Origin of the sequence: Streptomyces sp. NRRL F-5122, assembly GCF_001507435.1 — a bacterium.
GTDB lineage: Bacteria > Actinomycetota > Actinomycetes > Streptomycetales > Streptomycetaceae > Streptomyces > Streptomyces lannensis.
Genome location: NZ_LMWH01000183.1, coordinates 94323 through 117883 on the forward strand (window position 1 = coordinate 94323; position 23561 = coordinate 117883).

Below are 23561 nucleotides of genomic sequence, written 5' to 3' on the forward strand. Positions count from 1 at the left end.
CGCGACGACGAGCCGCGCCCGTGAGCCGCAGGGGCGCGTCGAAGGCGGACAAGCCAGGAAAGGGCGGGACGCCGTGCGCCCATTTCCGCGTCGTCCACCGAGCCGCGGGAGGCTTACAGGTGTCGAGCGCAGCCGAGCGGGAGGCAGTGCAGGGGGAGCGGGCGGACGAGGTGCGGTCCGTGCGCCCGGCCGCCGTGCTGAACGGCAGTCGGCGTCCGGTGCTGCCCGTGCCCGTGTGGCCGGGCGCGCCCACGCCGTTGGGGGCGCGCTTCCGTGCGGGCCCGGACGGGGTCGTGGGCACCAACTTCGCGCTGTGGGCGGGCGGCGCCGAGGCGGTCGAACTGTGCCTGTTCGACGGGGCGGGCGTGGAGAGCCGCGAGACGCGGGTGCGGCTCACCGAGCTGACCCATGAGATCTGGCACGGCTTCGTACCGGGCGTGATGCCGGGACAGCGCTACGGCTACCGGGTGCACGGCCGTTGGGACCCGTGGACCGGGGCGCGGTGGAACCCGGCCAAGCTCCTCCTCGACCCCTATGCACGCGCTGTGGACGGCGACTTCGGCCTGCCACCCGAGGTGTACGGGCATGTGCGGGACTGGCCAGACCAGCGGGTGGCGGACACCGTGCGCGACGAACGCGACTCCGCACCCCATGTGCCCAAGGGCGTGGTCGTGCACGATGACGACGACTGGGCGGACGACCACCGTCCGAAAACGCCGTGGGCGGACTCGGTGATCTACGAGTTGCACGTCCGCGGCTTCACCCGGCTGCACCCGGACATCCCCGGGGAACTACGCGGCACCTATGCCGGTCTGGCGCACCCGGCCGCCGTCGAGCACCTGGTGAAGCTGGGCGTGACCGCCGTGGAACTGCTGCCGGTCCACCAGTTCGCGCACGAGGACCACCTGCTGCGGCGCGGCCTGAGGAACTACTGGGGATACAACTCGATCGGCTACTTCGCCCCGCACGCGGGCTACGCGGCCTCCGGCACGACGGGCCAGCAGGTCGGCGAGTTCAAGCGGATGGTGCGGGCGCTGCACGCCGCGGGGATCGAGGTCATCCTCGACGTCGTCTACAACCACACGGCGGAGGCGGACCAGCTCGGCCCGATGCTGTCCCTCAAGGGCATCGACAATCGCGGCTACTACCGCCTCCAGTCGGACGCCCGCCAGTACGCGGACTACACGGGCTGCGGCAACACGCTGCACGTGGTGCAGCCGCACGTCCTGCGGCTGATCACCGACTCCCTGCGCTACTGGGTGACCGAGATGGGCGTCGACGGCTTCCGCTTCGACCTCGCAGCGGCGCTCGCCAGGTCCATGCACGACGTCGACATGCTCTCCCCGTTCCTGGCGGTGATCGCCCAGGACCCGGTGCTGCGCCGGGTGAAACTGATCGCGGAACCGTGGGACGTGGGGTCCGGCGGATACCAGGTCGGCGCGTTCCCACCCCTGTGGACGGAGTGGAACGACCGCTACCGCAATGCCGTACGGGACTTCTGGCGGGGTGCGCTGCCGGACGTACGGGACCTGGGCTACCGCCTGTCCGGCTCCAGCGACCTGTACGCATGGGGCGGCCGCCGGCCGTACGCGTCGGTCAACTTCGTGACGGCGCACGACGGTTTCACACTGCGCGACCTGGTGTCGTTCGAGCGCAAGCACAACGAGGCCAACGGCGAGGGCAACCGAGACGGCTCCGACGACAACCGCTCCTGGAACTGCGGCGCGGAGGGCGAGACCGACGACGAGCGGGTACGCACCCTGCGGCGGCGGCAGTTGCGGAACCTGCTGACCACGCTGCTGCTGTCGACGGGGGTGCCGATGCTGGTGGCGGGCGACGAGATGGGCCGCACCCAGCGCGGGAACAACAACGCCTACTGCCAGGACAACGAGATCGGCTGGGTGGACTGGAGCCTGCTTCAGGACCCGGGCTGGCGGGCGCTGTTCGCCCTCACCTCGCGTCTGATCGAGCTGCGCCACCGCCATCCGGTGCTGCGCCGCCGTGCGTTCTTCTCCGGGCGGGCCCATTCGGCGGACGGTCTGCGGGACCTGGCGTGGTTCACCGCACGCGGGGCGGAGATGACCGAACGCGACTGGTACGCGCCCGCGGCCACCCTGGGCATGTACCTCTCCGGCCGCGACATCCCGGGCCGGGACTCCCGGGGCGCCCCGGTGGTGGACGACAGCTTCCTTGCGGTGCTGCACGCCGGGGACCGCCCGACGGCCTTCGTGCTGCCGGGACCGCCGTGGGCGCAACGTTACGAACTGGTCGTGGACACCTCCCGCGAGGAGCAGACTCTGCCACCGCAGACGGTGCACCGGGCGGGTACGACGGTCACGGTGCCGGCGCGGGCGGTGCTGCTGCTGCGGGTCTCGGAGTGAGGGCGTCCCGTCACCTGGCCGACCGGAAGGACCGGCCCTAGCCCAGGATTCCGCGGTCGTAGGCCACCGCCACCGCCGCCGCCCGGTCCTTCACGCCCAGTTTGGCGTAGAGATGCGTCAGATGGGTCTTCACCGTGGCCTCGCTGATGAACAGCACCCGGGCGATCTCGCGGTTGGACGTGCCCTTGGCCACGAGCGCCAGCACTTCGCGTTCGCGGACGGAGAGCGGCTCGTTCCCGGGGGCGCGCACCGCCGAGACCAGCCGGGAGGCCACCGCCGGGGACAGCACCGTGCGGCCCTCGGCCGCGGCCCGTACCGCGGTGAAGAGTTCGTCGCGCGGCGCGTCCTTGAGCAGATAGCCCGTCGCGCCCGCCTCGATGGCGGGCAGGGTGTCCGAGTCGGTGTCGTACGTCGTCAGGACCAGGATCTTCGCGCGGGCGCCCGAGCGGGTGAGCGTGGCTATGGCCTCCACCCCGCCGCCGCCCGGCATCCGCAGATCCATCAGGATGACGTCCGGGTCGAGTCCGGAGGCCAGGGCCACCGCCTCCACACCGCCCGACGCCTCGCCCAGGACACGGAACCCGGGGGCGTTCTCGAACATGCCGCGCAGCCCGTCCCGAACGACGGGATGGTCGTCGACGATCAGCAGGGAGACGGTCGCGTCATCGGTCATCGCCCACCAACGGTACGCGAGCCGAGACCGCCGTGCCCTGTCCCGGCTCCGACTCGAGGACGAGGGAGCCCGCGATGCGCTCGGCACGGGCCCGCATGCCGTCGAGTCCGAAGCCCCTCGTGCCGGTGCGTTCCGGGAGCCGGTGCGGATCGAAACCGCGGCCGTCGTCGCGGATGTCGAGGCTCACCTCGTCACCCATGAAGCTGAGCGTGACTCCGACGCGGGTGGCGCAGGCGTGACGGGAGGTGTTGGAGAGTGCCTCCTGCGCGATACGCAGCAGCGTGGCGGACACCTCGTCGTGGAGCGGCACCGCGGTGCCCGTGACCGTGAACCGGGCCCCCACTCCGGTCCGTTCGCCCCACTGGGCGACCGTCTTCTCCAGGGCCTCGGGCAGCCCGGCGTGCTCCAGGTCGACGGGGGCGAGGTTGTGGACGGAGCGGCGGGCCTCGCCGAGGCTGTGCCGGGCGAGCGCGGCGGCCCGGTCGAGATGGGTGCGGGCCACTGTGAGGTCGCAGGCACCCGCGACCACCTGGAGCTGCGCGATGATCCCGGTCAGGCCCTGAGCGATGGTGTCGTGGATCTCGGCGGCGAGGCGCCGGCGCTCGTCGGCGACCCCGGCTTCCCTGGCCTGGACGAGGAGTTGGGCGTGAAGGGCCGCGTTCTCGTCGAGGGCCTGCTTCAGGGCCGCATTGGTGCGCTCGAGTTCGGCGATGGTGTCGCTCTGCACACGAGCGCGTTCGTCCTCGTGCGCCGCGATGCGGGCGAAGACGGCGAGCAGGGCGAGGTTGACGCCGAGCAGCACCCCGAAGCCGAGCCAGCCGACCCCGCCCCGCGGCGGCATTCCCCCGGCCTGTGAACCGGACATCGTGACGGCGGTGGCGACAAGGCCGTATTTCACCAGGCGCTGCGGCAGCAGCCGGTTGGCGCCGAAGTAGCCCGTGACGGCGAAGAGGGCGAAGAACGGATTGAGCCAGCTGAGGGCGAAGCCGAGCACCCAGCGGACGGTGTAGTAGGCGGCGCCGGCCCGGGAAGGTCCCGTGCGCCCACGGGACACCCTCCCCCACACCCACTGCAGGACGAGGGCCGCCGCCACCATCGCACCGGCCGCGTACCTGGCTCCGGTGGTCATGCCGACCGCGTCCGCGGAGACGATCGAGGTCAGGGTCCCCCCGGCGAGGAGACCGTACGGTCCCCACCGGTGCCAGGCCGCCCAACGCTGCTCCACTGCGGCCGACCCCGGGGCCGACCAGGCACCGACGGCGATGCCCGGCACCTGTTGCGTCTCGGCTGTCATACGACCAGTCTGCACAGCGGGTACCGGCCTCACTCCCAGCGAAACCATCGTGCGGCCAGGGCCGACAGGAGCACCGTCCACGCGGCGAGCACGCCGAGGTGGCCCCAGCCGGGCCAGTCGCCGGAGGCCGCCTGGCCGAGCGCGCGGGCGGCCGCCCCGAACGGGGTCAGCTCCACGACCCGGGCCAGTGTGTGCGGCATGGACTGCACCGGCAGCCACACCCCCGCGCAGAACATCATCGGGAAGTACACGGCGGACCCGATCGCACCCGCGATCTTCGTCGTACGGGAGACGGCCGAGACCACCGAACCCAGCGCGATGGCGGCGAGGACGGCCAGGACCAGGGCTAGGACGTATCCGGCGAGTTGCTCCGGCAGACGCACGTCGAAGACGAGCCGGCCCACGGCGAGCGCGAGCAGCGTGGAGACGAGGACGGCCAGTCCGTGCACCAGCATCTGCGCGGACAGCAGTGACGAGGGCCGCACGGGCGTGGTGGACATACGGCGCAGGATGCCGCGCTCGCGGTAGCCGGTGAGGGCCTGCGGCATGGACTGCACCCCGGCGGTGATCATGGCGACCAGGACCACCACGGGGACGTACAGATCCACGAGCCTGAGGCCGCCGAGGGACTTGTCGCTCTCCCTGAAGGCCGGGATGGAACCGAGGATCACCAGCAGCAGCGTGGGGAACATCAGGATCCAGAAGATGCCGCCGGGTTCGCGGCGGAAGAGCCGTACCTCCGTGCGCAGGACGGCCGCCCGCGGACGCGCCGTGGAAAGGGTCGAGGTGCTCATGCCGAGGCCTCCGTCAGGTCCAGGAACGCGTCGTCCAGCGTGGCGTCGGTGACGCGGAGTTGATGGGCGGTGATGTGCTGCCGGGCGAGCAGGGAGATGACCGCGTTGACGGTCTCGTCGGTGCCGGCGAGCGTGATCCGGCCGTCCTTGTGGGCGACGGACGCGAGCGCCGGCAGCGCCTGAAGTTCGTCCTCGTCCAGCGGCGCCGACGGGGTGAAGCTGATGACCGTGGAACCGGACGCCCGGCGGATCAGTCCGGCCGGGGTGTCCAGGGCGGCGATCCGGCCCTTGTCGATGACCGCGATCCGGTCGCAGAGCCGCTGCGCCTCCTCCATGAAGTGCGTGACGAGCAGGACGGTGACGCCGTTCCCCCGTACGTCCTCGATCAGCCGCCAGGTGTCGCGGCGGGCTCGCGGGTCGAGTCCGGTGGTGAGCTCGTCGAGGACGACCACCCTCGGGTTGCCGATGAGGGCGAGCGCGATGAACAGGCGCTGTTTCTGGCCGCCGCTGAGTTTGCCGAACCGGGCGGTGAGCTGTCCGGTGATGTCGAGGTGCTCGGCGAGCGGGCGCCAGTCGGCGGGGTGCGGGTAGAAGGACGCGTACAGCTCCAGCGCCTCGCGCACGGTGATCTTGGCCTGCAGTTCGCTCTGCTGGAGCTGGGCGCCGAGGACCCGGGAGACCTGCTCGTGGTCGGCGACGGGATCGAGCCCGGCGACCCGGACCCGTCCCTCGTCGGGAGTCCTGAGGCCCTCGACGCACTCGACGGTGGTGGTCTTGCCCGCGCCGTTCGGGCCGAGGATTCCGAAGATCTCGCCCTCCTCCACGGCGAAGGTGACGCCGTCGACGACGGCCCTTCCCCCGTAGGACTTGCGCGGTCCGCTGACTTCGATGACGGGATGCGTGGTCATGGCTCGAGGGTCCCGGCCGGAGCCCGTCCGGCACATCGGCCGCCTCGCTCGAAGGTGCATCAGCCGATCGGTTGATGCAGGGGTACGACCCGGCGGCCGACGGACCGGGCGACTCCTCGTACACGCAGGTCGTAGGACCGCAGACGGACCGGGTCCGGCCAAAACTCGCTGGGCACTGTCGGTGCCGGTCCGTAGGCTCCCCCTGATGCCCACACAACGTGTAGCCCCCAAGGACCGCTCCGCCGTGCGCACCCTGCTGCGCCTGTGGCCGTATGTGCGACCGGTGCGGGTGCGGCTGTTCACCGCCGCGTTCGTCGCGATCGTCGCGTCGTGCGTCGGCCTGGTGATCCCGCTGGTCCTCAAGTGGCTCGTGGACGGGCCGGTGGCCGACCGGGATCCGGCGGGGGTGTGGCTCGGCGCGCTGTACCTGCTGCTGCTCGGGATCGCCGAGGCGGTGCTGTTCGGGATACGGCGGTGGCTGGTGGCCCGCCCGCTGTCCCGGGTCGAGGCGGACATGCGGGCGGACCTGTACCGGCATCTGCAGCGGTTGCCGATCGCCTTCCACGACCGCTGGGCGTCGGGGCAGCTGCTCTCGCGTGCCACGACCGATCTGATGCTGCTGCGTCAGTTCCTCGCCTTTCCCCTGACCTTCCTCCTGGTCAATGGCGTGACCATCCTGGTGGGCGTGATCATCATGCTGCTCCAGGACTGGACGCTCGGGCTGGTGATCCTCGGCCCGGGCATCCCGGTCGTCGTGATGTGCGCGCTCTTCGAGCGGCGGTACGCCGAGGTGGCGCGGCAGGCCCAGGACCAGGTGGGCGATCTGACCACCGTGGTCGAGGAGAGCGTCCTCGGTATCCGCATCATCAAGGGGTTCGGGCGGCACCGCAGCCAGGCACGCACCTTCCGGGAGCTGTCGCGGACGCTGCGCGGCACGGAACTGGCCAAGGCACGGCTGCTGGCGTCGATCTGGGCGGTCATCGTCACCCTGCCGGAGCTCGCCATCGGGGCGGCGCTGGTGCTGGGGACGGTCCAGGTGGCGGACGGCGGCCTGTCCGCGGGGACGCTGGTGGCCTTTCTGTCCACGGCGCTGGCGTTGCGGTGGCCGGTGGACTCGATCGGGTTCCTGCTGGCGATGAGCCAGGAGGCGGCGACTGCGACGGAGCGGTACTTCGAGGTGATGGGCGAGGAACCGGAGTCCGCCGGGGCCGGCGTCCCGGAGCCGTCACCGGCCGGGACCGGGCCGCGCGGCCCGGCGCCTGAAGGCGCCCGCCCCGAACCCGCCGGAGCGGTCCTCACCGCACCGGACGGACTCCGGTTCGACGACGTCCGGTTCCGCTACCCGGACGCCCCGCCCGGCTCCCCCGCGGTCCTCGACCGCATCGACCTCCATATCCGCCCGGGCGAGACCATGGCCCTCGTCGGGGCCACGGGCAGCGGCAAGACCACCCTCACCGCCCTCATCCCCCGACTGCACGAGGTCACCTCCGGCAGGATCACGCTGGACGGCCGGGACATCACCGCCATGCCCCGGGCCACTCTGCGCGAACTCGTGGCCGTCGCCTTCGAGGAACCGACCCTCTTCTCCGCCACCGTCGGCGACAACGTCCTGATGGGCGCCCCGGACACCGCCGGCGAGCAGGACCTCGAGCAGGCCCTCGGCATCGCACAGGCCGACTTCGCCCACGCACTCCCCCAGGGCACGCGGACCCAGGTGGGCGAGCAAGGGCTCAGCCTCTCGGGCGGCCAGCGGCAGCGCCTCGCCCTGGCCCGCGCGGTCGTCGGCAGCCCCCGCTTCCTCGTCCTGGACGACCCCCTCTCCGCCCTCGACGTGCACACGGAGGCCGCGGTCGAGGCGGCCCTTCGCCGGGTCCTCGAAGGGACGACCGCCCTGGTCGTGGCCCACCGCCCGTCCACGGTCCTGCTGGCCGACCGCGTCGCTCTGCTCTCCGGCGGCCGTATCACCGCCGTCGGCACCCACCATGAACTGCTGCGCACGAACGCCGAGTACGCCCATCTGATGTCCGGAGATTCCCAGGACGAGGAATGCGAGGAGGCCCGATGACCGCGCCCGCCCCCAAGCTCTCTGCGTCGTCCGAGCAGGAAGGACCCCGAGCGGACGCGCCGCACGGCCAGGACCTGGACGGGTACCGGCCAAAACCGCCGTCCGCCGCCTCCGACGACCCCTTCGACCACGACACCCTCCCGGCGCCCCCGGGCGCCACTGCCCTGCTGCTGCGGTCGCTGCTCGCGCCGCTCAGGCCCCAGGTCGTGCTGACCTGTGTGCTGCTCCTGCTTCAGCAGGCCGCCGTGCAGGTGGGCCCGCTGCTGGTGGCGTACGCGATCGACCACGCGGTACCGGCGCTGAGGGACCACGACCACGGGCCGCTGATCGCGGTGGCGGTCGCCTATCTGCTGGCCGCAGCGACCGCGGGCGGGCTCCAGTACCTGTTCATCGTCGTCTCCGCCCGTGTGAACCAGGACGTACTGCTCGATCTGCGCGGCCGGATCTTCCGTCACGCGCAGGCGCTCAGCGTCGACTTCCACGAGCGCTACACCTCCGGCCGACTGATCTCGCGGTCCACCACGGACGTCGAGTCGCTGCGCGAACTGCTCGCCGAGGGACTGCAGGAACTGGTCACGGTCGTCCTGTCGTTCGTCTACATCTCGGCGCTGCTGCTGTGGCTGGACCTCGGCCTTGGCGCGGTGGCCGTGGCGTCGCTGGTGCCGCTCTACTGGCTCGTACGGCTCTACCAGCGCCGGGCCGGGCGGATCTTCCGCCGTCGGTCGACGGCCATCGCCGCGGTGATCGTGAAGTTCGCCGAGACGATGAACGGCATCAGACCGGTGCGCGCGTTCCGGCGCGAGGCGGCCAACGACGCCGGCTTCCGCGTCCTCAACGAGCGGCACGCCCGGACCAACGGCGACGCGCTCCTGGAGATGGCCCGCTATGTCGTCGGCTCCCGGCTGATCGCCAACACGGCCGTCGCCGGAATCGTGCTGTGGGGCGCCTACCGGGTGGCGGAGGGCTCGCTGGAGCTCGGTGTGCTGGCGGCCGCGGTCCTGTACCTGCGGCGTCTGTACGATCCCATCGACCGGCTCGGCATGTTCCTCAACGCCTACCAGTCGGCGGCGGCCTCGATGGAGAAGATCGCGGGGCTGCTGGCTCAGGTTCCCACGGTGCCCGAACCGTCCGCGCCCGCGCAGCTCCCACCGCTCGAGGGCGAACTGCCCGGACGTGAAGTCGTGTTCGAGGACGTGCGCTTCGCGTACCGCACGGGAGCCGAGGTGCTCCCCCGCTTCTCGCTGACGCTGCCCGCCGGCCGGACCGTCGCGGTCGTCGGCGCGACCGGTGCCGGTAAGTCCACGCTCGCCAAGCTCCTCGCCCGCTTCTACGACCCCTCCGACGGACGGGTCCTGCTGGACGGCACGGACCTGCGCGACCTCGGCCTGGCCGAGCTGCGGCGTGGGGTGGTGATGGTGACCCAGGAGGCGTTCCTCTTCTCGGGCACGGTCGCCGAGAACATCGCGATCGGCCGCCCCGACGCGACCCGGGAGGAGATCGAGCAGGCGGCCAAGGCCATCGGCGCGCACGACTTCATCAGCGCACTGCCCGAGGGCTACGACACAGATGTACGCAAACGCGGTGGCCGGATCTCGGCGGGGCAGCGGCAGCTCGTCGCGTTCGCCCGCGCGTTGCTCGCCGACCCGGCCGTCCTGATCCTCGACGAGGCGACCAGTTCCCTGGACATCCCCGGTGAACGGGCCGTCCAGCGGGCGATGGTGACGGTGCTGCGGGGGCGCACGGCCGTCGTAATCGCGCACCGGCTGTCGACGGTGGAGATCGCGGACCGTGTGCTGGTCATGGAGGACGGCCGTGTCGTCGAGGACGGCAGCCCGGCCGCGCTCATCGCGGGCACGGGCCGGTTCGCGGACCTGCACCGGGCCTGGCGGGACAGTCTCGCGTGAGGGGCGTCGACGCGTACGAGGATCCCGGGACGCCCGACCACCGCGGCGGCTGGTGGTACCTGTGGTGGCTGGTGAGCCGTCAGCCGGGCCGGTGCGCCGCCGGGGCGCTGCTGGGCACTGCGTGGATGGTGCTGCTGGCCGCGACGCCGTACCTCATGGCCCGCGCGATCGACGACGGCCTGGAGCCGGGCGACATGGGCGCGCTGTGCGGGTGGACCGTGGCGCTGTTCGTGGTGGGGTCGTTCAACGCCTGGCTGAGCATCATGCGGCACCGCACGATGACCCGGGTGCGGATGGACGCCAACTTCCGCACGGTCAAGGTCGTGCTGGGGCAGGCCGTCCGGCTCGGGGCGGCGCTGCCCGGACGTGCAGGGGCCGGGGAGGTGGTCACGATCGGGGTGGGCGACGTGCAGACGATCAGCCAGTCCCTGACCTTCGTCGGACCGGGTGTCGGGGCGGTCGTCGCCTACGCGGTGATCGCCGGACTGCTGCTGTCGGTGTCCCTGCAGCTCGCCGTCGTGGTCCTGCTCGGCGTCCCGCTGATCGCCCTGCTGGTGGGACCGCTGACAGTGCGGCTTCAGGGGGCGGAGGCGCGCTACCGCGAGCGGCAGGGTGTGCTGACCGCGCGGATCGGCGATCTCGCGGGCGGTCTGCGCGTCCTCAACGGCCTGGGCGGCAAGGGTCTGTTCGCCGACGCCTTCCGTCGGGACTCGCAGCGGCTGCGCGAGCAGGGCTACCGGGTGGGGGCGGTGACGAGCTGGATCCAGGCACTCGGCGTGGGGCTGCCGACGTTGTTCCTCGCGGTGGTGACCTGGCTGGCGGCCCGGCTGGCCGCGCGCGGCGACATCACCGTGGGCGAGCTCGTGTCGGTGTACGGCTATGTCGCCGTCCTGGTGGGCCCGGTGGCGTTCTTCATCGAGTGCGGTTACCAGCTCAGCCGGGGCGTGGTGGCCGCCCGCCGCGTCGTCGGGCTGCTGCGTCTCGAACCCGTGGCGGACGACGGCTCCGCGGACGCGCCCGCCGAACCCTCGGTCCTGCACGACCCGGAGTCCGGTGTGCGGGTGCCGCCGGGCCGGTTGACGGCGCTGGCCGCCGCCCGGTCCGCCGACGCGAGGGCCGTAGTCGACCGGCTGGGCCGCTACGTCCCGTCCGAGGCGACCTGGGGCGGATCCCGGCTGGACGGGATCGCCCTGGCGCAGGTGCGCGAACGGATCCTGGTCGCCGACCACGAGGCCGACCTGTTCGCCGGACCGCTGCGCGAGCTGGTGAGCGGACGCCGGGACCGCGACGAGCACGACATCGAGCGAGCGGTCCACGCGGCCGCCGCCGACGACATCGTGCTCGGCCTGCCCGAGGGTCTCGACACGCAGGTGGCCGCGCAGGGCCGCAGCCTCTCCGGCGGCCAGCGCCAGCGTGTACGGCTGGTACGGGCACTGCTGGCCGACCCCGAGGTGCTGCTCGCGGTGGAACCCACCTCGGCGCTCGACGCCCACACCGAGGCGGTGGTGGCCGACCGGCTGAGCGCCGCCCGCAACGGGCGCACCACCGTCGTCACCACCACCTCGCCGCTCGTCCTGGACCGTGCGGACACGGTGCATTTCCTGGTCGACGGAAAGGTCGCGGCCACCGGCAGCCATCGTGACCTCCTCGCGGCGGACCCCGGCTACCGGGCGCTGGTGGCGCGGGACGCGGACGCCGAGGAGGCCGTGCGTTGACCACGAAGGCCATGGGCCGGCTGCCGATCGCGGAGCCGGCGGACGTGCGGCGCGCCGCCGCACGCCTTGTGCGGGCCGACGCCCGCGCCTTCGGCGCCGCACTGGCCCTGAACGCGGCGGCGGCCGGCGCCGGGCTCGTCGGGCCGTGGCTGGTCGGCCGCATCGTCGACGAGGTCAAGGCCGGGCACGGTGTCGGTGCCGTGGACCGGATGGCACTCGCCATCCTGCTGTGCTCGCTGGCACAGCTGCTGCTGGCCCGCTGGGCCCGGTACGTGGGGCACCGCTTCGGGGAGCGGACGCTCGCACGCGTGCGCGAGGAGTTCGTCGACCGGGCCCTCGCGCTGCCCGCTTCCGTGGTGGAACGGGCCGGCACCGGCGATCTGACGGCCCGTGGCACCGCTGATGTGTCCGCCGTGGGCACCACCCTGCGCGACGCCGGTCCCGAGTTGCTGATCAACACCGTGCACGCGGCGTTCGTGCTCGGTGCGGTGTTCGTGCTCGATCCTCTGCTGGGCGCCGTCGGGATCCTCGGGATCGTGCCCGTCCGGTTCGCGCTGCGCTGGTATCTGCGCCGAGCCCGGGACGGTTATCTGGCCGAGGGCGCGGCGACCTCGGAGGTCGCGGAGATCCTCGCGGCCACCGCGACCGGTGCCCGCGCGGTCGAGGCGTTCGGGCTCCAGGAGCGGCGGACCGCCGCGAGCCACGAGGCGCTGGAGACCTCACGGCGTACCCGGATGTACACGCTCCACCTGCGCACCGTGTTCTTTCCGGTGGTGGAGGTGTCGTACATCCTCCCGGTCGCGGGCGTGCTGCTGGTCGGCGGGGTGCTGCACGCGCACGGGGCCATGAGCCTCGGGGCGGTGGTGGCGGCCTCGCTCTATCTGCGGCAGTTCGCCGAACCGCTCGACCAGATCCTGGTGCGCGTCGAGCAGTTGCAGAGCAGCGGCGCCTCCTTCGCCCGGGTGGAGGGACTGGCCCGGTCCCCGCGCTCCGCGCCGGACGGCGACGGTCCCGGCCCGGCGGACGACCGGATCGATGTGCGCGGGGTCCGCTACTCCTACGACCGCGGGAGCGAGGTGCTGCGCGGGGTGGACCTGACCGTGCGGCCCGGGGAGCGGCTGGCGGTCGTCGGCCCCTCGGGCGCCGGGAAGACCACATTGAGCAGGCTGCTGGCCGGCGTCGACGCGCCCGGAGCGGGCTCGGTGACCGTCGGCGGGGTGCCGATCGCCGGTCTCGGCCCCGAACGACTGCGCCGCCAGGTCGTCCTCGTCACCCAGGAGCACCACGTCTTCCTGGGCACCGTCCGCGACAACCTGCGGATCGCCGATCCGTCCGCCACGGACGGGAGCCTGTGGGCCGCCCTGGCCGCCGTCGGCGCCGACGGCTGGGTGCGGGACCTGCCGGAGGGCCTGGACACGGCGCTGGAACCGGGCGGCCACTCGCCGGGCTCCGGTGACGATCGCCCGGGAGGGAGCCTCGCCACGGACGGCTCCCAGGCGCAGCAACTCGCCCTGGCCCGGGTGGTCCTGGCGGATCCGCACACCCTGATCCTCGACGAGGCGACGGCGCTCCTGGACCCGAGCACCGCACGCCACACCGAGCGCGCCCTGGCCGCGGTGCTCGAGGGCAGAACCGTCATCGCCGTCGCGCACCGGCTGCACACCGCGCACGACGCGGACCGGGTGGCCGTGATGGAGGACGGCCGGCTGGCCGAACTGGGCTCGCACGACGAACTGGTGGCGGCCGACGGAGCGTACGCCGCGCTGTGGCGCTCCTGGCACGGGGAGCGGCCGACGCCTGCCTGAGGGGACGGTCCGCGCACCGGGATCGGTCGAACAGTCCGTATACCGAACGTGACCTTTCACCCAACGAACCATTTCCGGACAAGTTCTTGACGCGCTCCTGACAGAAAGCGCACTCCCCTGGCACGCTTCCCACGGCCGCTTCACAGCACCCCCACAGCTCCACGTCGTGCGGCGGCCCGTCACCTTCATGCACCTGGTTCCGCGTTCCGCCTGTTCTGCCCGGACGGCCGACCAGCCGTCCGGTCTCCCCTGGCCGCGCGACCCGCGGCCACGCAGAAGGAGTCAGTGTTGAGAAGCAGTTCCTCTCGCAGACGCACCTCCCACACCCCCGCCCGCAGCGCCGTCGCCTTCGCCCTCGTCGGCGTCTCCGCCCTGCTGGCCGCCGCCGTCCAGACGGGCGCCGCGAGCGCCGCGGCTCCGGCCGCCCCCGCCGCCGGGAAGATCAATCCCGCACACACCGCGCTGAAGCTGTCCCCCTCGCAGCGTGCCGAGCTGATCCGCGACGCCGACACGGCGAAGGCGGACACCGCCCGGGCGATCGGCCTCGGCGCCCAGGAGAAGCTCGTCGTCCGTGACGTCGTCAAGGACGGCGACGGCACCCTCCACACCCGCTACGAGCGCACCTACGCCGGGCTTCCGGTCCTCGGCGGCGACCTGGTGGTGGACACGGCCGCGTCCGGGCAGACCGAGCAGGTCGTCAAGGCGACCCAGGCCACCGTCAAGGTCGCCTCGCTCACGCCGGCGGTCTCCGCCTCGACCGCACAGAAGCAGGCGCTGTCCGTCGCCCGGGCGGCGGGCTCGCAGCAGACCGGCGCCGACAGCGCGCCCCGCAAGGTGATCTGGGCGGCCGGCGGCAAGCCCACCCTCGCGTACGAGACTGTCATCGGCGGCTTCCAGGACGACGGGACGCCGAACCAGCTGCACGTCGTCACCGACGCCGCCACGGGCAAGGAGCTCTTCCGCTACCAGGGTGTCAAGAACGGCATCGGCAACACCCAGTACAGCGGACAGGTCACGCTGACCACCACGCAGTCGGGCTCGACGTACACGCTGAACGACGGCTCGCGCGGCGGCCACAAGACGTACAACCTCAACCGCGGCACGTCCGGCACCGGCACGCTGTTCTCGCAGTCGAGCGACACGTGGGGCAACGGCACCACGTCGAACGCCGCGACCGCCGGCGCCGACGCCCACTACGGCGCCGCGACCACCTGGGACTTCTACAAGAGCACCTTCGGCCGCAGCGGCATCAGGAACGACGGCAAGGCGGCCTACTCCCGGGTGCACTACGGCAACTCGTACGTCAACGCGTTCTGGGACGACAGCTGCTTCTGCATGACCTACGGCGACGGCTCGGGCAACGCCGACCCGCTGACGGCCCTGGACGTGGCCGGTCACGAGATGAGCCACGGCGTCACCTCCAACACCGCCGGTCTCAACTACTCCGGCGAGTCCGGCGGTCTGAACGAGGCGACCTCGGACATCTTCGGCACCGGCGTGGAGTTCTACGCGAACAACTCCGCCGACCCGGGTGACTACCTGATCGGCGAGAAGATCGACATCAACGGCGACGGCACCCCGCTGCGCTACATGGACAAGCCCAGCAAGGACGGCGCGTCCAAGGACAGCTGGTACTCGGGGATCGGATCGGTCGACGTGCACTACTCGTCGGGCCCCGCGAACCACTTCTTCTACCTGCTGAGCGAGGGCAGCGGCGCCAAGGTCATCAACGGCGTGAGCTACAACTCGCCGACCGCGGACGGGCTGCCGGTCACCGGTATCGGCCGCGACAAGGCGCTGCAGATCTGGTACCGCGCGCTCACCACCAAGTTCACCTCGACCACCAACTACGCGGCGGCCCGCACCGGCACGCTCGCGGCGGCCGGTGAGCTGTACGGCACCACGAGCGCCGAGTACAAGGCGGTGCAGGACGCCTGGGCGGCGGTCGCGGTCGGGGCCCGCTCCGGCGGGGGCGGCGGTGGCGGCACCTCGTTCGAGAACACCACGCCGGTGTCCATTCCGGACAACGGGCCGGCGGTCACCTCGTCGATCACCGTGTCCGGCAGGACCGGAAACGCGCCGAGCAATCTCCAGGTGACCGTCGACATCACGCACACCTGGCGGGGCGACCTGGTCATCGACCTGGTGGGCCCCTCCGGCACCGCGTACCGCCTGAAGAACGCCAGCTCGTCCGACTCGGCGGACAACGTGCAGGCCACCTACACGGTCAACGCCTCGGCCCAAACGGCCAACGGGACGTGGCAGCTGAGGGTCCAGGACCAGGCGGCCCAGGACGTCGGCCGGATCAACAGCTGGAAGCTGACCTTCCCGTAAACCGCTCCCGCAAGCGGCAGGGACAAGGCGCCGTCCGGGGGTTCGCCCCCCGGGCGGCGCCCGTTCGTCCTCCGACAACGTTCATCACTCTGTCGAATTTGAGACAACCTCACGTCCGGCACCTGACATGTACGCGTCTTTGATGTCACTCTTCCACCGCACGGCTCACCCGCACCGCAACTTCATTCCGTCCGAACGGCACCCCACGCCGTCCGGGCGCCCCCACAGAAGGAGTTTGCGTGACTTCCCTCTACGCGCGTCACAAGCGCACCACCCTGGCCATCGCCACCGCCGTCGCATCAGGAGCCCTGCTCACCACCGGCTTGAGCACCGGTGTCGCCACCGCCCAGGACGCGACCCCGGGAGCGGGCAGGACCGCCGCCGCCCCGCTCGCCGCCGCCCCGGTCACCCTGTCCTCGACCGCGCGCGCCTCCCTCGTCGAGCAGGCACGGACCGCGGCACCCGAAACGGCCCGGAAGATAGGCCTCGGCGTCAAGGAACAACTGGTCGTCAAGGACGTCGTCAAGGACGTCGACGGAACGGTCCACACACGCTACGAGCGCACCTACGCCGGCCTTCCGGTCCTCGGCGGCGACCTGGTCGTCCACGAGTCGAAGTCCGGCAGGACCGAGGGCGTGACCAGAGCGACGCAGGCGACGATCAAGGTGGCCTCCCTCAAGCCGCAGGTCACCGCGGCGACGGCCGAGAAGCAGGCCGTCAAGGCCGCGCAGGCGGCGGGCTCGGACCGGTCCGCGGCCGACGGCACGGCGCGCAAGGTGATCTGGGCCGGCTCGGGCACCCCGGTCCTCGCGTACGAGACGGTCGTCGGCGGGCTCCAGGACGACGGCACCCCGAACCAGCTGCACGTCGTCACCGACGCCGCCACCGGCAGGAAGCTCTACGAGTACCAGGGGATCGAGACCGGCACGGGCAAGAGCCTGTACTCGGGCACGGTCACCCTGAACACCACCAAGTCCGGTTCGACGTACCAGCTGTACGACACCACGCGCGGCGGCCACAAGACGTACAACCTGGCGCACAGGACCTCCGGCACCGGCACGCTGTTCACCGACGCGGACGACGTCTGGGGCACGGGCACGGCCTCCAGCTCCTCCACGGACCAGACCGCGGCCGCGGACGCCGCCTACGGCGCACAGGCCACCTGGGACTTCTACAAGAGCACCTTCGGCCGCAGCGGCATCAAGAACGACGGCAAGGCCGCATACTCCCGGGTGCACTACGGCAACTCGTACGTCAACGCGTTCTGGGACGACAGCTGCTTCTGCATGACCTACGGCGACGGCTCGGGCAACAACCACCCGCTGACCTCGCTGGACGTGGCCGGTCACGAGATGAGCCACGGCGTCACCTCCAACACCGCCGGCCTCAACTACTCCGGCGAGTCCGGCGGCCTGAACGAGGCCACCTCGGACATCTTCGGCACCGGCGTCGAGTTCGCCGCGAACAACTCCGCCGACCCGGGCGACTACCTCATCGGCGAGAAGATCAACATCAACGGCGACGGCACCCCGCTGCGCTATATGGACAAGCCCAGCAAGGACGGCGGCTCCGCCGACAACTGGTCCTCGAGCGTGGGCAACCTCGACGTGCACTACTCGTCGGGCGTGGCGAACCACTTCTTCTACCTGCTGTCCGAGGGCAGCGGCAGCAAGACGATCAACGGGGTGACCTACAACTCGCCCACCTCCAACGGCTCCACCGTCACCGGCATCGGCCGCGCCAAGGCGCTCCAGATCTGGTACAAGGCGCTCACGACGTACTTCACGTCGACCACCAACTACAAGTCGGCCCGCACGGGCACGCTCTCGGCTGCCGCCGCCCTCTACGGCTCCGGCAGCGCCGAGTACAACGCGGTGGCGTCGGCCTGGTCCGCCGTCAACGTGAACTAGTACACAGATAGGACATGGCGGCCCCCGGGGCGACGACGCCGCCGGGGGCCGTCCTACGCTGGGCCCATGTCGTTCACGTACGAGGATGTGGGTGCGACCCGCAAGCCCGGCCACTGCCCAGAGGGCTTCCGTCCCCTGCACCTTCGCACAAGGATCGGCGAGGGCCACGAGGTGTTCCGCCGGGCGGCCGAGGCGGTCCTCACCTGGGAGATGCACCGGGCGGCGGGCCTCGGCGTCATCGCGGCCGAGGACCGGGCCGCCGCCGGAGTCGATGTCACCGTCACCCTCGGCGGTGTGATCAAGGCCCCCTGTCGGGTGGTCTGGACGGTCGAGGAGCACCGCCGGGCGGGCTGGGCGTACGGGACGCTGCCCGGCCACCCGGAGTGCGGCGAGGAGTCCTTCGTCGTGGACCGCACCGGGGACGGCACGGTCTGGCTGACGATCACGGCCTTCAGCCGCCCGGCCAAGTGGTACACGAAGGCGGGCGGCCCGGCCGCACGGGGCCTCCAGCACGCCTACGCACGACGGTGCGGCGCGGCGCTGCAGAGGCTGTGCGGGGACGAGGACTCCTAGCCCACGGCGACAGGACCGGCGCCGCCCCGCACGCCCCGCTCAGCGCATCAGCAGCCCGGCTCCCTCCCCCGCCTCCTCCGACGGCACCGCCACCAGGCCCAGCTCCGCACCGGAGGCCAGCAGGCGATGCGCCGGCAGGATCCGCACGGTGTAGCCGTACGGCCCGGTCCGGTCCAGCGCCAGCGGGCCCTCGTACACCCAGCGGCCGTCCGGCTCAGGACCGCCCGCCGGTTTCAGCGCGGTCGCCGTCGCGTCCGCGAGGCGGTCGTCGGAGTCGACGCGGCCCGAGACCGCCTGGACCTCCACGTCGCCGGGCGCCAGTTCGCCGAGGCCGACACGGACGCGGAGCGCCAGTGTCGTGCCCAGTTCGGCCGTCGCCGCCGCTGCCGGGGTCTCGACGTGGTCGACCGTGACGCCCGGCCAGGCCGCCCGTACCCGTGCCTTCCACGCCGCGAGCTCACGCGCCGTGTCCGGCCTCATCGCCCGGTGCGCATGGGCCGCCGGGGTGTAGAGGCGCTCCACGTACTCGCGCACCATCCGCCCGGCCAGCACCTTCGGGCCCAGGTTCATCAGCGTACGGCGGACCATCTCGATCCAGCGGTCGGGCAGTCCGCCCTGGCCCCGCTCGTAGAAGCGCGGGGCCACCCGCTTCCCCAGCAGCTCGTACAGCGCATGTGCCTCGAGGTCGTCGCGCCTGTCCTCGTCCGTCGCCGCGCCGTCGGCCGTGGGGATCGACCAGCCGAAGTCCGGCTGGTACCACTCGTCCCACCAGCCGTCCCGGACCGAGAGGTTGAGGCCGCCGTTGAGCGCCGCCTTCATACCACTGGTGCCACAGGCCTCCAGCGGGCGCAGCGGGTTGTTCAGCCAGACGTCGCAGCCCGGATAGAGCTTCTGCGCCATCGCCATGCCGTAGTCCGGGAGGAAGACGATCCGGTGGCGCACGCGCGGGTCGTCCGCGAACCGGACCAGTTCCTGGATCAGGCGCTTGCCGCCGTCGTCCGCCGGATGCGCCTTGCCGGCCACCACGATCTGGATCGGGCGCTCGGGATGCAGCAGCAGTTCCATCAGCCGGTCCCGGTCGCGCAGCATCAGCGTCAGCCGCTTGTACGAGGGCACACGCCGGGCGAATCCGATCGTCAGCACGTCAGGATCCAGCGCCCCGTCGATCCAGCCGAGTTCGGCCGTCCCCGCACCCCGCTGCCGCCAGGACGCGTACAGCCGCTCCCGTACCTCCACCACCAGTTGTTCGCGCAGGTCCCGGCGCAGATCCCAGATCTCCTGGTCGGCGATCTCCTCGATCGCGTCCCAGCGTTCGGGGCCGCCCACCGTCAGGGCGTCCTCGGTACGCTCGGCGCCGATCTGCCGCGCCCCGAGCCGGAACACCTCCGGCGCCACCCAGGTCGGCGCGTGCACCCCGTTGGTCACGGACGTGATCGGCACCTCGTCGGGATCGAAGCCCGGCCACAGGCCCGAGAACATCCCCCGGCTGACGTTGCCGTGCAGCAGGGACACGCCGTTGGCGCGCTGGCCGAGCCTGAGACCCATGACCGCCATGTTGAACAGATTCGGCTCACCGCCCGGGTACGTCTCCATCCCGAGTCGCAGAATCCGCTCCACGTCGATCCCGGGCAGTTCCGCGTCCGGGCCGAAGTGCCGGGCCACCAGTTCCCGGTCGAAGCGGTCGATGCCCGCGGGGACGGGGGTGTGGGTGGTGAAGACCGTGCCCGCCCGGACCGCTTCCAGGGCGGAGTCGAAGTCGAGACCGCCGTCGCACAGCTCGGCGATCCGCTCCAGGCCGAGGAAACCGGCGTGGCCCTCGTTGGTGTGGAACACCTCGGGCCCGGCGTGCCCGGTCAGCCGGCAGTATGTGCGTACCGCGCGCACCCCGCCGATGCCGAGCAGCATCTCCTGCAGCAGCCGGTGCTCGCTGCCGCCGCCGTACAGCCGGTCGGTGACGCCCCGTTCGCCGAGGTCGTTCTCCTCGACGTCCGAGTCGAGCATGAGCAGCGGCACCCGGCCCACCTGGGCTAGCCAGACGCGGGCCTGGAGCCGGCGGCCGCCCGGCAGCCCCAGGGAGACCCGGGCGTGCGTGCCGTCGGGCTCGCGCAGGGGCACCACGGGCAGTTCGTTCGGGTCCAGCACCGGATAGTGCTCCTGCTGCCAGCCGTCCCGCGAGAGGGTCTGCCGGAAGTAGCCGTGGCGGTACAGCAGACCGACGCCGATCAGGGGGACGCCGAGGTCGCTGGCCGCCTTCAGATGGTCGCCGGCGAGGATGCCGAGGCCGCCGGAGTACTGGGGCAGCGCCGCCGTGATGCCGAACTCGGGCGAGAAATAGGCGATGGCGGCGGGGAGGTCGGAGCCGGACGAACGGGACTGGTACCAGCGGTCGCCGCTCATATAGTCGGCGAGGTCGTCGCCGACCGCGGCGAGGCGGCGCAGGAAGCGGCGGTCCTCGGCCAGCTCGGCGAGCCGGGCGGGAGGCACGCTCCCCAGCAGCCGCACCGGGTCGCCGTCGCAGGCGGCCCAGCACTCGGGGTCGACGGACTGGAAGAGGTCACGGGTCTCCGCATGCCACGACCAGCGCAGATTGCGCGCCAGGTCGCTCAGCGGGTGAAGGGCTTCGGGGAGGACGGGACGTACGGTGAACCTGCGGATGGCCTTCACGAATTCCACCTTCACGGAGGACGTGGGCGGCATGTCACACCCGACGGTACGCCGCTGGGTTCGCCTACCGTCGGGTTTGTACGCAGCCCGGGTCGCCGCCGCGGCGAGGTTCCGCCGTCCCCCGGACACCCGCACGGCGGCCCTACGAGGCGCCCTCCGCGCGCCGGACGGGGCGGGATCGCCCGAACCGGGACGCCCGAAAGACAACGCAACCTTTACATACCGACCCCTGCCGATATGGCCGATTCCGCCCTCCTGGGCGACCTTGTGACGGTTCACGCCGCACGAGAGGCTGCCCACTGGCGTAGCGGCCGGCGTACCGCCCGGACACGGACGAACCCCGGCCGCGCCACGCCGAGTCGAGGAGGGGAACTCGAGTCATGACACGGACGGGAAACGCGCGTCTGCGCTGGGCAGGCAGCCTCACCGCGGTCACCACGGTCGCCGCGCTCTCGGCCCTCAGCCCGACCGCGCAGGCCGCCCCGGAGGGGGTCGTCCTGGGCGCCGGTGGCCCCGGCGCCGTCAGCGGAAGTTACATCGTCACGCTCAAGGGGGGAACGAAGGCCCCGTCGGCACTCGGCAGGAGCATCGCCGAGAAGTACGGGGCGAAAATAAGCCAGACCTACGGAACCGCCCTCAACGGGTACGCGGTGAGAGTCGACGAGCGGCAGGCCCGGCGCCTGGCGGCGGACTCCCACGTGGCATCGGTCGTCCAGGACACCAGAGTCACCCTGGACCACTACCAGAAGGACCCGCCCTCGTGGGGCCTGGACCGTATCGACCAGCCGAGCCGGTCGCTCGACCGCGGCTACACCTGGCCCGAACCGGCGGGCGCGGGCGTGACGGTGTACGTCATCGACACCGGAATCCGCATCTCGCACAAGGATTTCGGCGGCCGGGCCGGCTACGGCTGGGACTTCGTGGACAACGACAGGACCGCGTCCGACGCCAACGGGCACGGCACGCACGTCGCCGGGACCGCCGTGGGCACCGGATACGGGGTCGCCAAGCGGGCGAAGGTCGTCGCGGTGCGCGTCCTGGACGCGAAGGGCGCGGGCACCACCGCGCAGGTGATCGCGGGCATCGACTGGGTCACCAGGCACGCGAGAAAGCCCGCGGTGGCGAACCTGAGCCTCGGCGGCTACGCGAGCACCCAACTGGACGCGGCCGTGCGCAACTCCATCGCCTCCGGCGTCAGCTACACCGTCGCTGCCGGCAACGAGGGGCTCCCGGCCGGTCTGTACTCCCCGGCCCGCGTCCCCCAGGCCGTCACGGTGGGTGCCGGCGACCGGAACGACACCCGGGCGGTCTTCTCCAACTGGGGTTCGAGCCTGGACCTGTTCGCCCCCGGCGTCGCCATCACCTCCGACTCGTCCGCGAGCGACACCGCCACGGCGACCCTCTCCGGTACGTCGATGGCGGCACCGCATGTCGCGGGGGCGGCGGCGCTCTATCTCGCCAAACATCCGAAGGCCACTCCGGCACAGGTGAGCCGGGCGCTGGTGCAGCAGGCAGTGCACGGGAAGGTGAAGAACGCGGGGACCGGATCACCCAACAGGCTGCTGCATGTGGCCAATCCCTGACCGACAGTCGAACGGACAGGCGTAAAGAAGAATTAACCGGACACGCGTAACCTTGCCGGCCTCGCCCCTGAGGGCGGGGCCGGACCTTTTCGCTGTTCCGGATGCGGCCGGTCTTGAAGGTAGACATACGCGTGAGTAGTTAACAAAGTGCCGGAATGCCCACCCGCACAGGGTGGGAAGGCTCCTCCGGTAGCCCCGCTTGACCCGTCTTCCGACACCCTCATCCGCCCACCCACGTCGACGCGGACAGGAGCGGTCATGCCCCCGACGCACCACTCGCCGGCACCCTCGACCAACAGCACCGTCGCCCCCTCGAAGGAGCAGGCCGACGCCGTGCCCCCCGCCCCGCGGACATCCTCCGCGGCCCCGAGTCCCACTCCGCCCCCGGACGCCGGTCCCACGATCGGGCGAATCCCCGTACTCGACGTACGCCCCCTCGTCCTCCAGGGCCGGCGTCCGGCCAAGGCGGTGGTGGACGAGGAGTTCGAGATCTCCGCCACGGTCTTCCGCGAGGGCCATGACGCCGTCGCCGCCAATGTCGTCCTCGCAGACCCCGAAGGCCGGCCCGGCCCCTGGACCCCGATGCGCGAACTGGCCCCCGGCACCGACCGCTGGGGCGCCACCGTCTCCCTGCCGAGCGAGGGCCGGTGGACCTACGCCGTTCAGGCGTGGGGCGATCCGGTCACCACCTGGCGGCACCACGCCGAGATCAAGATCCCTGCCGGTCTCGACACCGAACTGGTCCTGGAGGAAGGCGCACGGCTCTACGAACGCGCGGCCGCCGGCGTCCCGGAGGACGAGGACGGACGACAGGCCCTCCTGGCCGCGGTGGACGCCCTGCGGGACACCGGCCGTCCGGCGGCCTCTCGTCTGGCGGGTGCGTTGACGCCTGAGGTGGGTGGGGTGTTGGGGCGGTTTCCGTTGCGTGAGGGGGTGTCGTGTTCGGATGTGCGGGGGG

Annotated in this window: 15 protein-coding genes; 10 read left to right on the forward strand and 5 right to left on the reverse strand. The window is 71.8% G+C overall.

Features of this window, described 5'->3' with window-relative positions; translation table 11 throughout:
* The first annotated feature begins 119 nt into the window (after nt 1–119).
* Nucleotides 120–2381 (forward strand): glycogen debranching protein GlgX, encoded by a 2262-nt coding sequence (gene glgX, locus ADL25_RS19175; RefSeq protein WP_059128992.1) that lies wholly within the window; start codon nt 120–122, stop codon nt 2379–2381.
* Between the two features lie 37 nt (nt 2382–2418).
* Here glgX and ADL25_RS19180 read toward each other — a convergent pair whose 3' ends face one another.
* Genes ADL25_RS19180 through ADL25_RS19195 form a run of 4 tightly spaced genes read right to left on the reverse strand, consistent with a single transcriptional unit; the run spans nt 2419 to nt 6050 of the window.
* On the reverse strand, nt 2419–3054 hold the full coding sequence (locus ADL25_RS19180) for a response regulator (RefSeq protein WP_059128993.1): 636 nt from the start codon (nt 3052–3054) through the stop codon (nt 2419–2421).
* Nucleotides 3044–4348, reverse strand: coding sequence for a sensor histidine kinase (locus ADL25_RS19185; protein ID WP_079050461.1), 1305 nt, complete (start codon nt 4346–4348; stop codon nt 3044–3046). Before ADL25_RS19185 ends, ADL25_RS19180 begins: the two co-directional genes overlap by 11 nt.
* Nucleotides 4349–4377: 29 nt before the next feature.
* Nucleotides 4378–5142, reverse strand: a complete 765-nt coding sequence (locus tag ADL25_RS19190; RefSeq protein ID WP_059128994.1) for an ABC transporter permease — start codon at nt 5140–5142, stop codon at nt 4378–4380.
* Nucleotides 5139–6050, reverse strand: coding sequence for an ABC transporter ATP-binding protein (locus ADL25_RS19195; RefSeq protein ID WP_059128995.1), 912 nt, complete (start codon nt 6048–6050; stop codon nt 5139–5141). The genes ADL25_RS19190 and ADL25_RS19195 overlap by 4 nt, the downstream gene beginning before the upstream one ends.
* Before the next feature lie 205 nt (nt 6051–6255).
* On the opposite strand from ADL25_RS19195, the gene ADL25_RS19200 reads away from it, so the two are divergent.
* From ADL25_RS19200 to ADL25_RS19230, 7 genes are all read left to right on the forward strand, one after another.
* Nucleotides 6256–8115 (forward strand): ABC transporter ATP-binding protein, encoded by a 1860-nt coding sequence (locus ADL25_RS19200; protein ID WP_059128996.1) that lies wholly within the window; start codon nt 6256–6258, stop codon nt 8113–8115.
* Entirely contained in the window at nt 8112–10019 is a 1908-nt protein-coding gene (locus ADL25_RS19205) for an ABC transporter ATP-binding protein (RefSeq protein ID WP_079050463.1), read from the forward strand. Before ADL25_RS19200 ends, ADL25_RS19205 begins: the two co-directional genes overlap by 4 nt.
* Complete coding sequence (locus tag ADL25_RS19210; protein WP_059128997.1) at nt 10016–11734, forward strand: ABC transporter ATP-binding protein; 1719 nt, start codon at nt 10016–10018, stop codon at nt 11732–11734. Before ADL25_RS19205 ends, ADL25_RS19210 begins: the two co-directional genes overlap by 4 nt.
* A gap of 11 nt (nt 11735–11745) precedes the next feature.
* Nucleotides 11746–13539, forward strand: coding sequence for an ABC transporter ATP-binding protein (locus tag ADL25_RS19215; RefSeq protein ID WP_059128998.1), 1794 nt, complete (start codon nt 11746–11748; stop codon nt 13537–13539).
* Between the two features lie 288 nt (nt 13540–13827).
* Entirely contained in the window at nt 13828–15873 is a 2046-nt protein-coding gene (locus ADL25_RS19220) for a M4 family metallopeptidase (protein WP_059128999.1), read from the forward strand.
* 239 nt (nt 15874–16112) lie between these two features.
* Entirely contained in the window at nt 16113–17783 is a 1671-nt protein-coding gene (locus tag ADL25_RS19225) for a M4 family metallopeptidase (RefSeq protein WP_059129000.1), read from the forward strand.
* Between the two features lie 66 nt (nt 17784–17849).
* The gene (locus ADL25_RS19230; RefSeq protein WP_059129001.1) at nt 17850–18356 is read left to right on the forward strand and encodes a DUF1990 family protein; all 507 of its coding nucleotides are present in this window, start codon (nt 17850–17852) and stop codon (nt 18354–18356) included.
* 39 nt (nt 18357–18395) lie between these two features.
* On the opposite strand, the gene ADL25_RS19235 is transcribed toward ADL25_RS19230, so the two are convergent.
* Complete coding sequence (locus ADL25_RS19235; protein WP_059129007.1) at nt 18396–21020, reverse strand: glycosyltransferase family 1 protein; 2625 nt, start codon at nt 21018–21020, stop codon at nt 18396–18398.
* A gap of 404 nt (nt 21021–21424) precedes the next feature.
* On the opposite strand from ADL25_RS19235, the gene ADL25_RS19240 reads away from it, so the two are divergent.
* Nucleotides 21425–22603, forward strand: a complete 1179-nt coding sequence (locus ADL25_RS19240) for a S8 family peptidase (RefSeq protein WP_420711349.1) — start codon at nt 21425–21427, stop codon at nt 22601–22603.
* A gap of 258 nt (nt 22604–22861) precedes the next feature.
* Nucleotides 22862–23561: maltotransferase domain-containing protein (locus tag ADL25_RS19245; RefSeq protein ID WP_159044952.1), on the forward strand; the 700-nt coding region annotated here is incomplete at its 3' end.

Coding starts and splice junctions, on each gene's coding strand:
- ADL25_RS19180 (WP_059128993.1), bottom strand. CDS start 3,054: ATGACCGATGACGCGACCGTCTCCCTGCTGATCGTCGACGACCATCCC.
- ADL25_RS19185 (WP_079050461.1), bottom strand. CDS start 4,348: ATGACAGCCGAGACGCAACAGGTGCCGGGCATCGCCGTCGGTGCCTGG.
- ADL25_RS19190 (WP_059128994.1), bottom strand. CDS start 5,142: ATGAGCACCTCGACCCTTTCCACGGCGCGTCCGCGGGCGGCCGTCCTG.
- ADL25_RS19195 (WP_059128995.1), bottom strand. CDS start 6,050: ATGACCACGCATCCCGTCATCGAAGTCAGCGGACCGCGCAAGTCCTAC.
- ADL25_RS19200 (WP_059128996.1), top strand. CDS start 6,256: ATGCCCACACAACGTGTAGCCCCCAAGGACCGCTCCGCCGTGCGCACC.
- ADL25_RS19205 (WP_079050463.1), top strand. CDS start 8,112: ATGACCGCGCCCGCCCCCAAGCTCTCTGCGTCGTCCGAGCAGGAAGGA.
- ADL25_RS19215 (WP_059128998.1), top strand. CDS start 11,746: ATGGGCCGGCTGCCGATCGCGGAGCCGGCGGACGTGCGGCGCGCCGCC.
- ADL25_RS19230 (WP_059129001.1), top strand. CDS start 17,850: ATGTCGTTCACGTACGAGGATGTGGGTGCGACCCGCAAGCCCGGCCAC.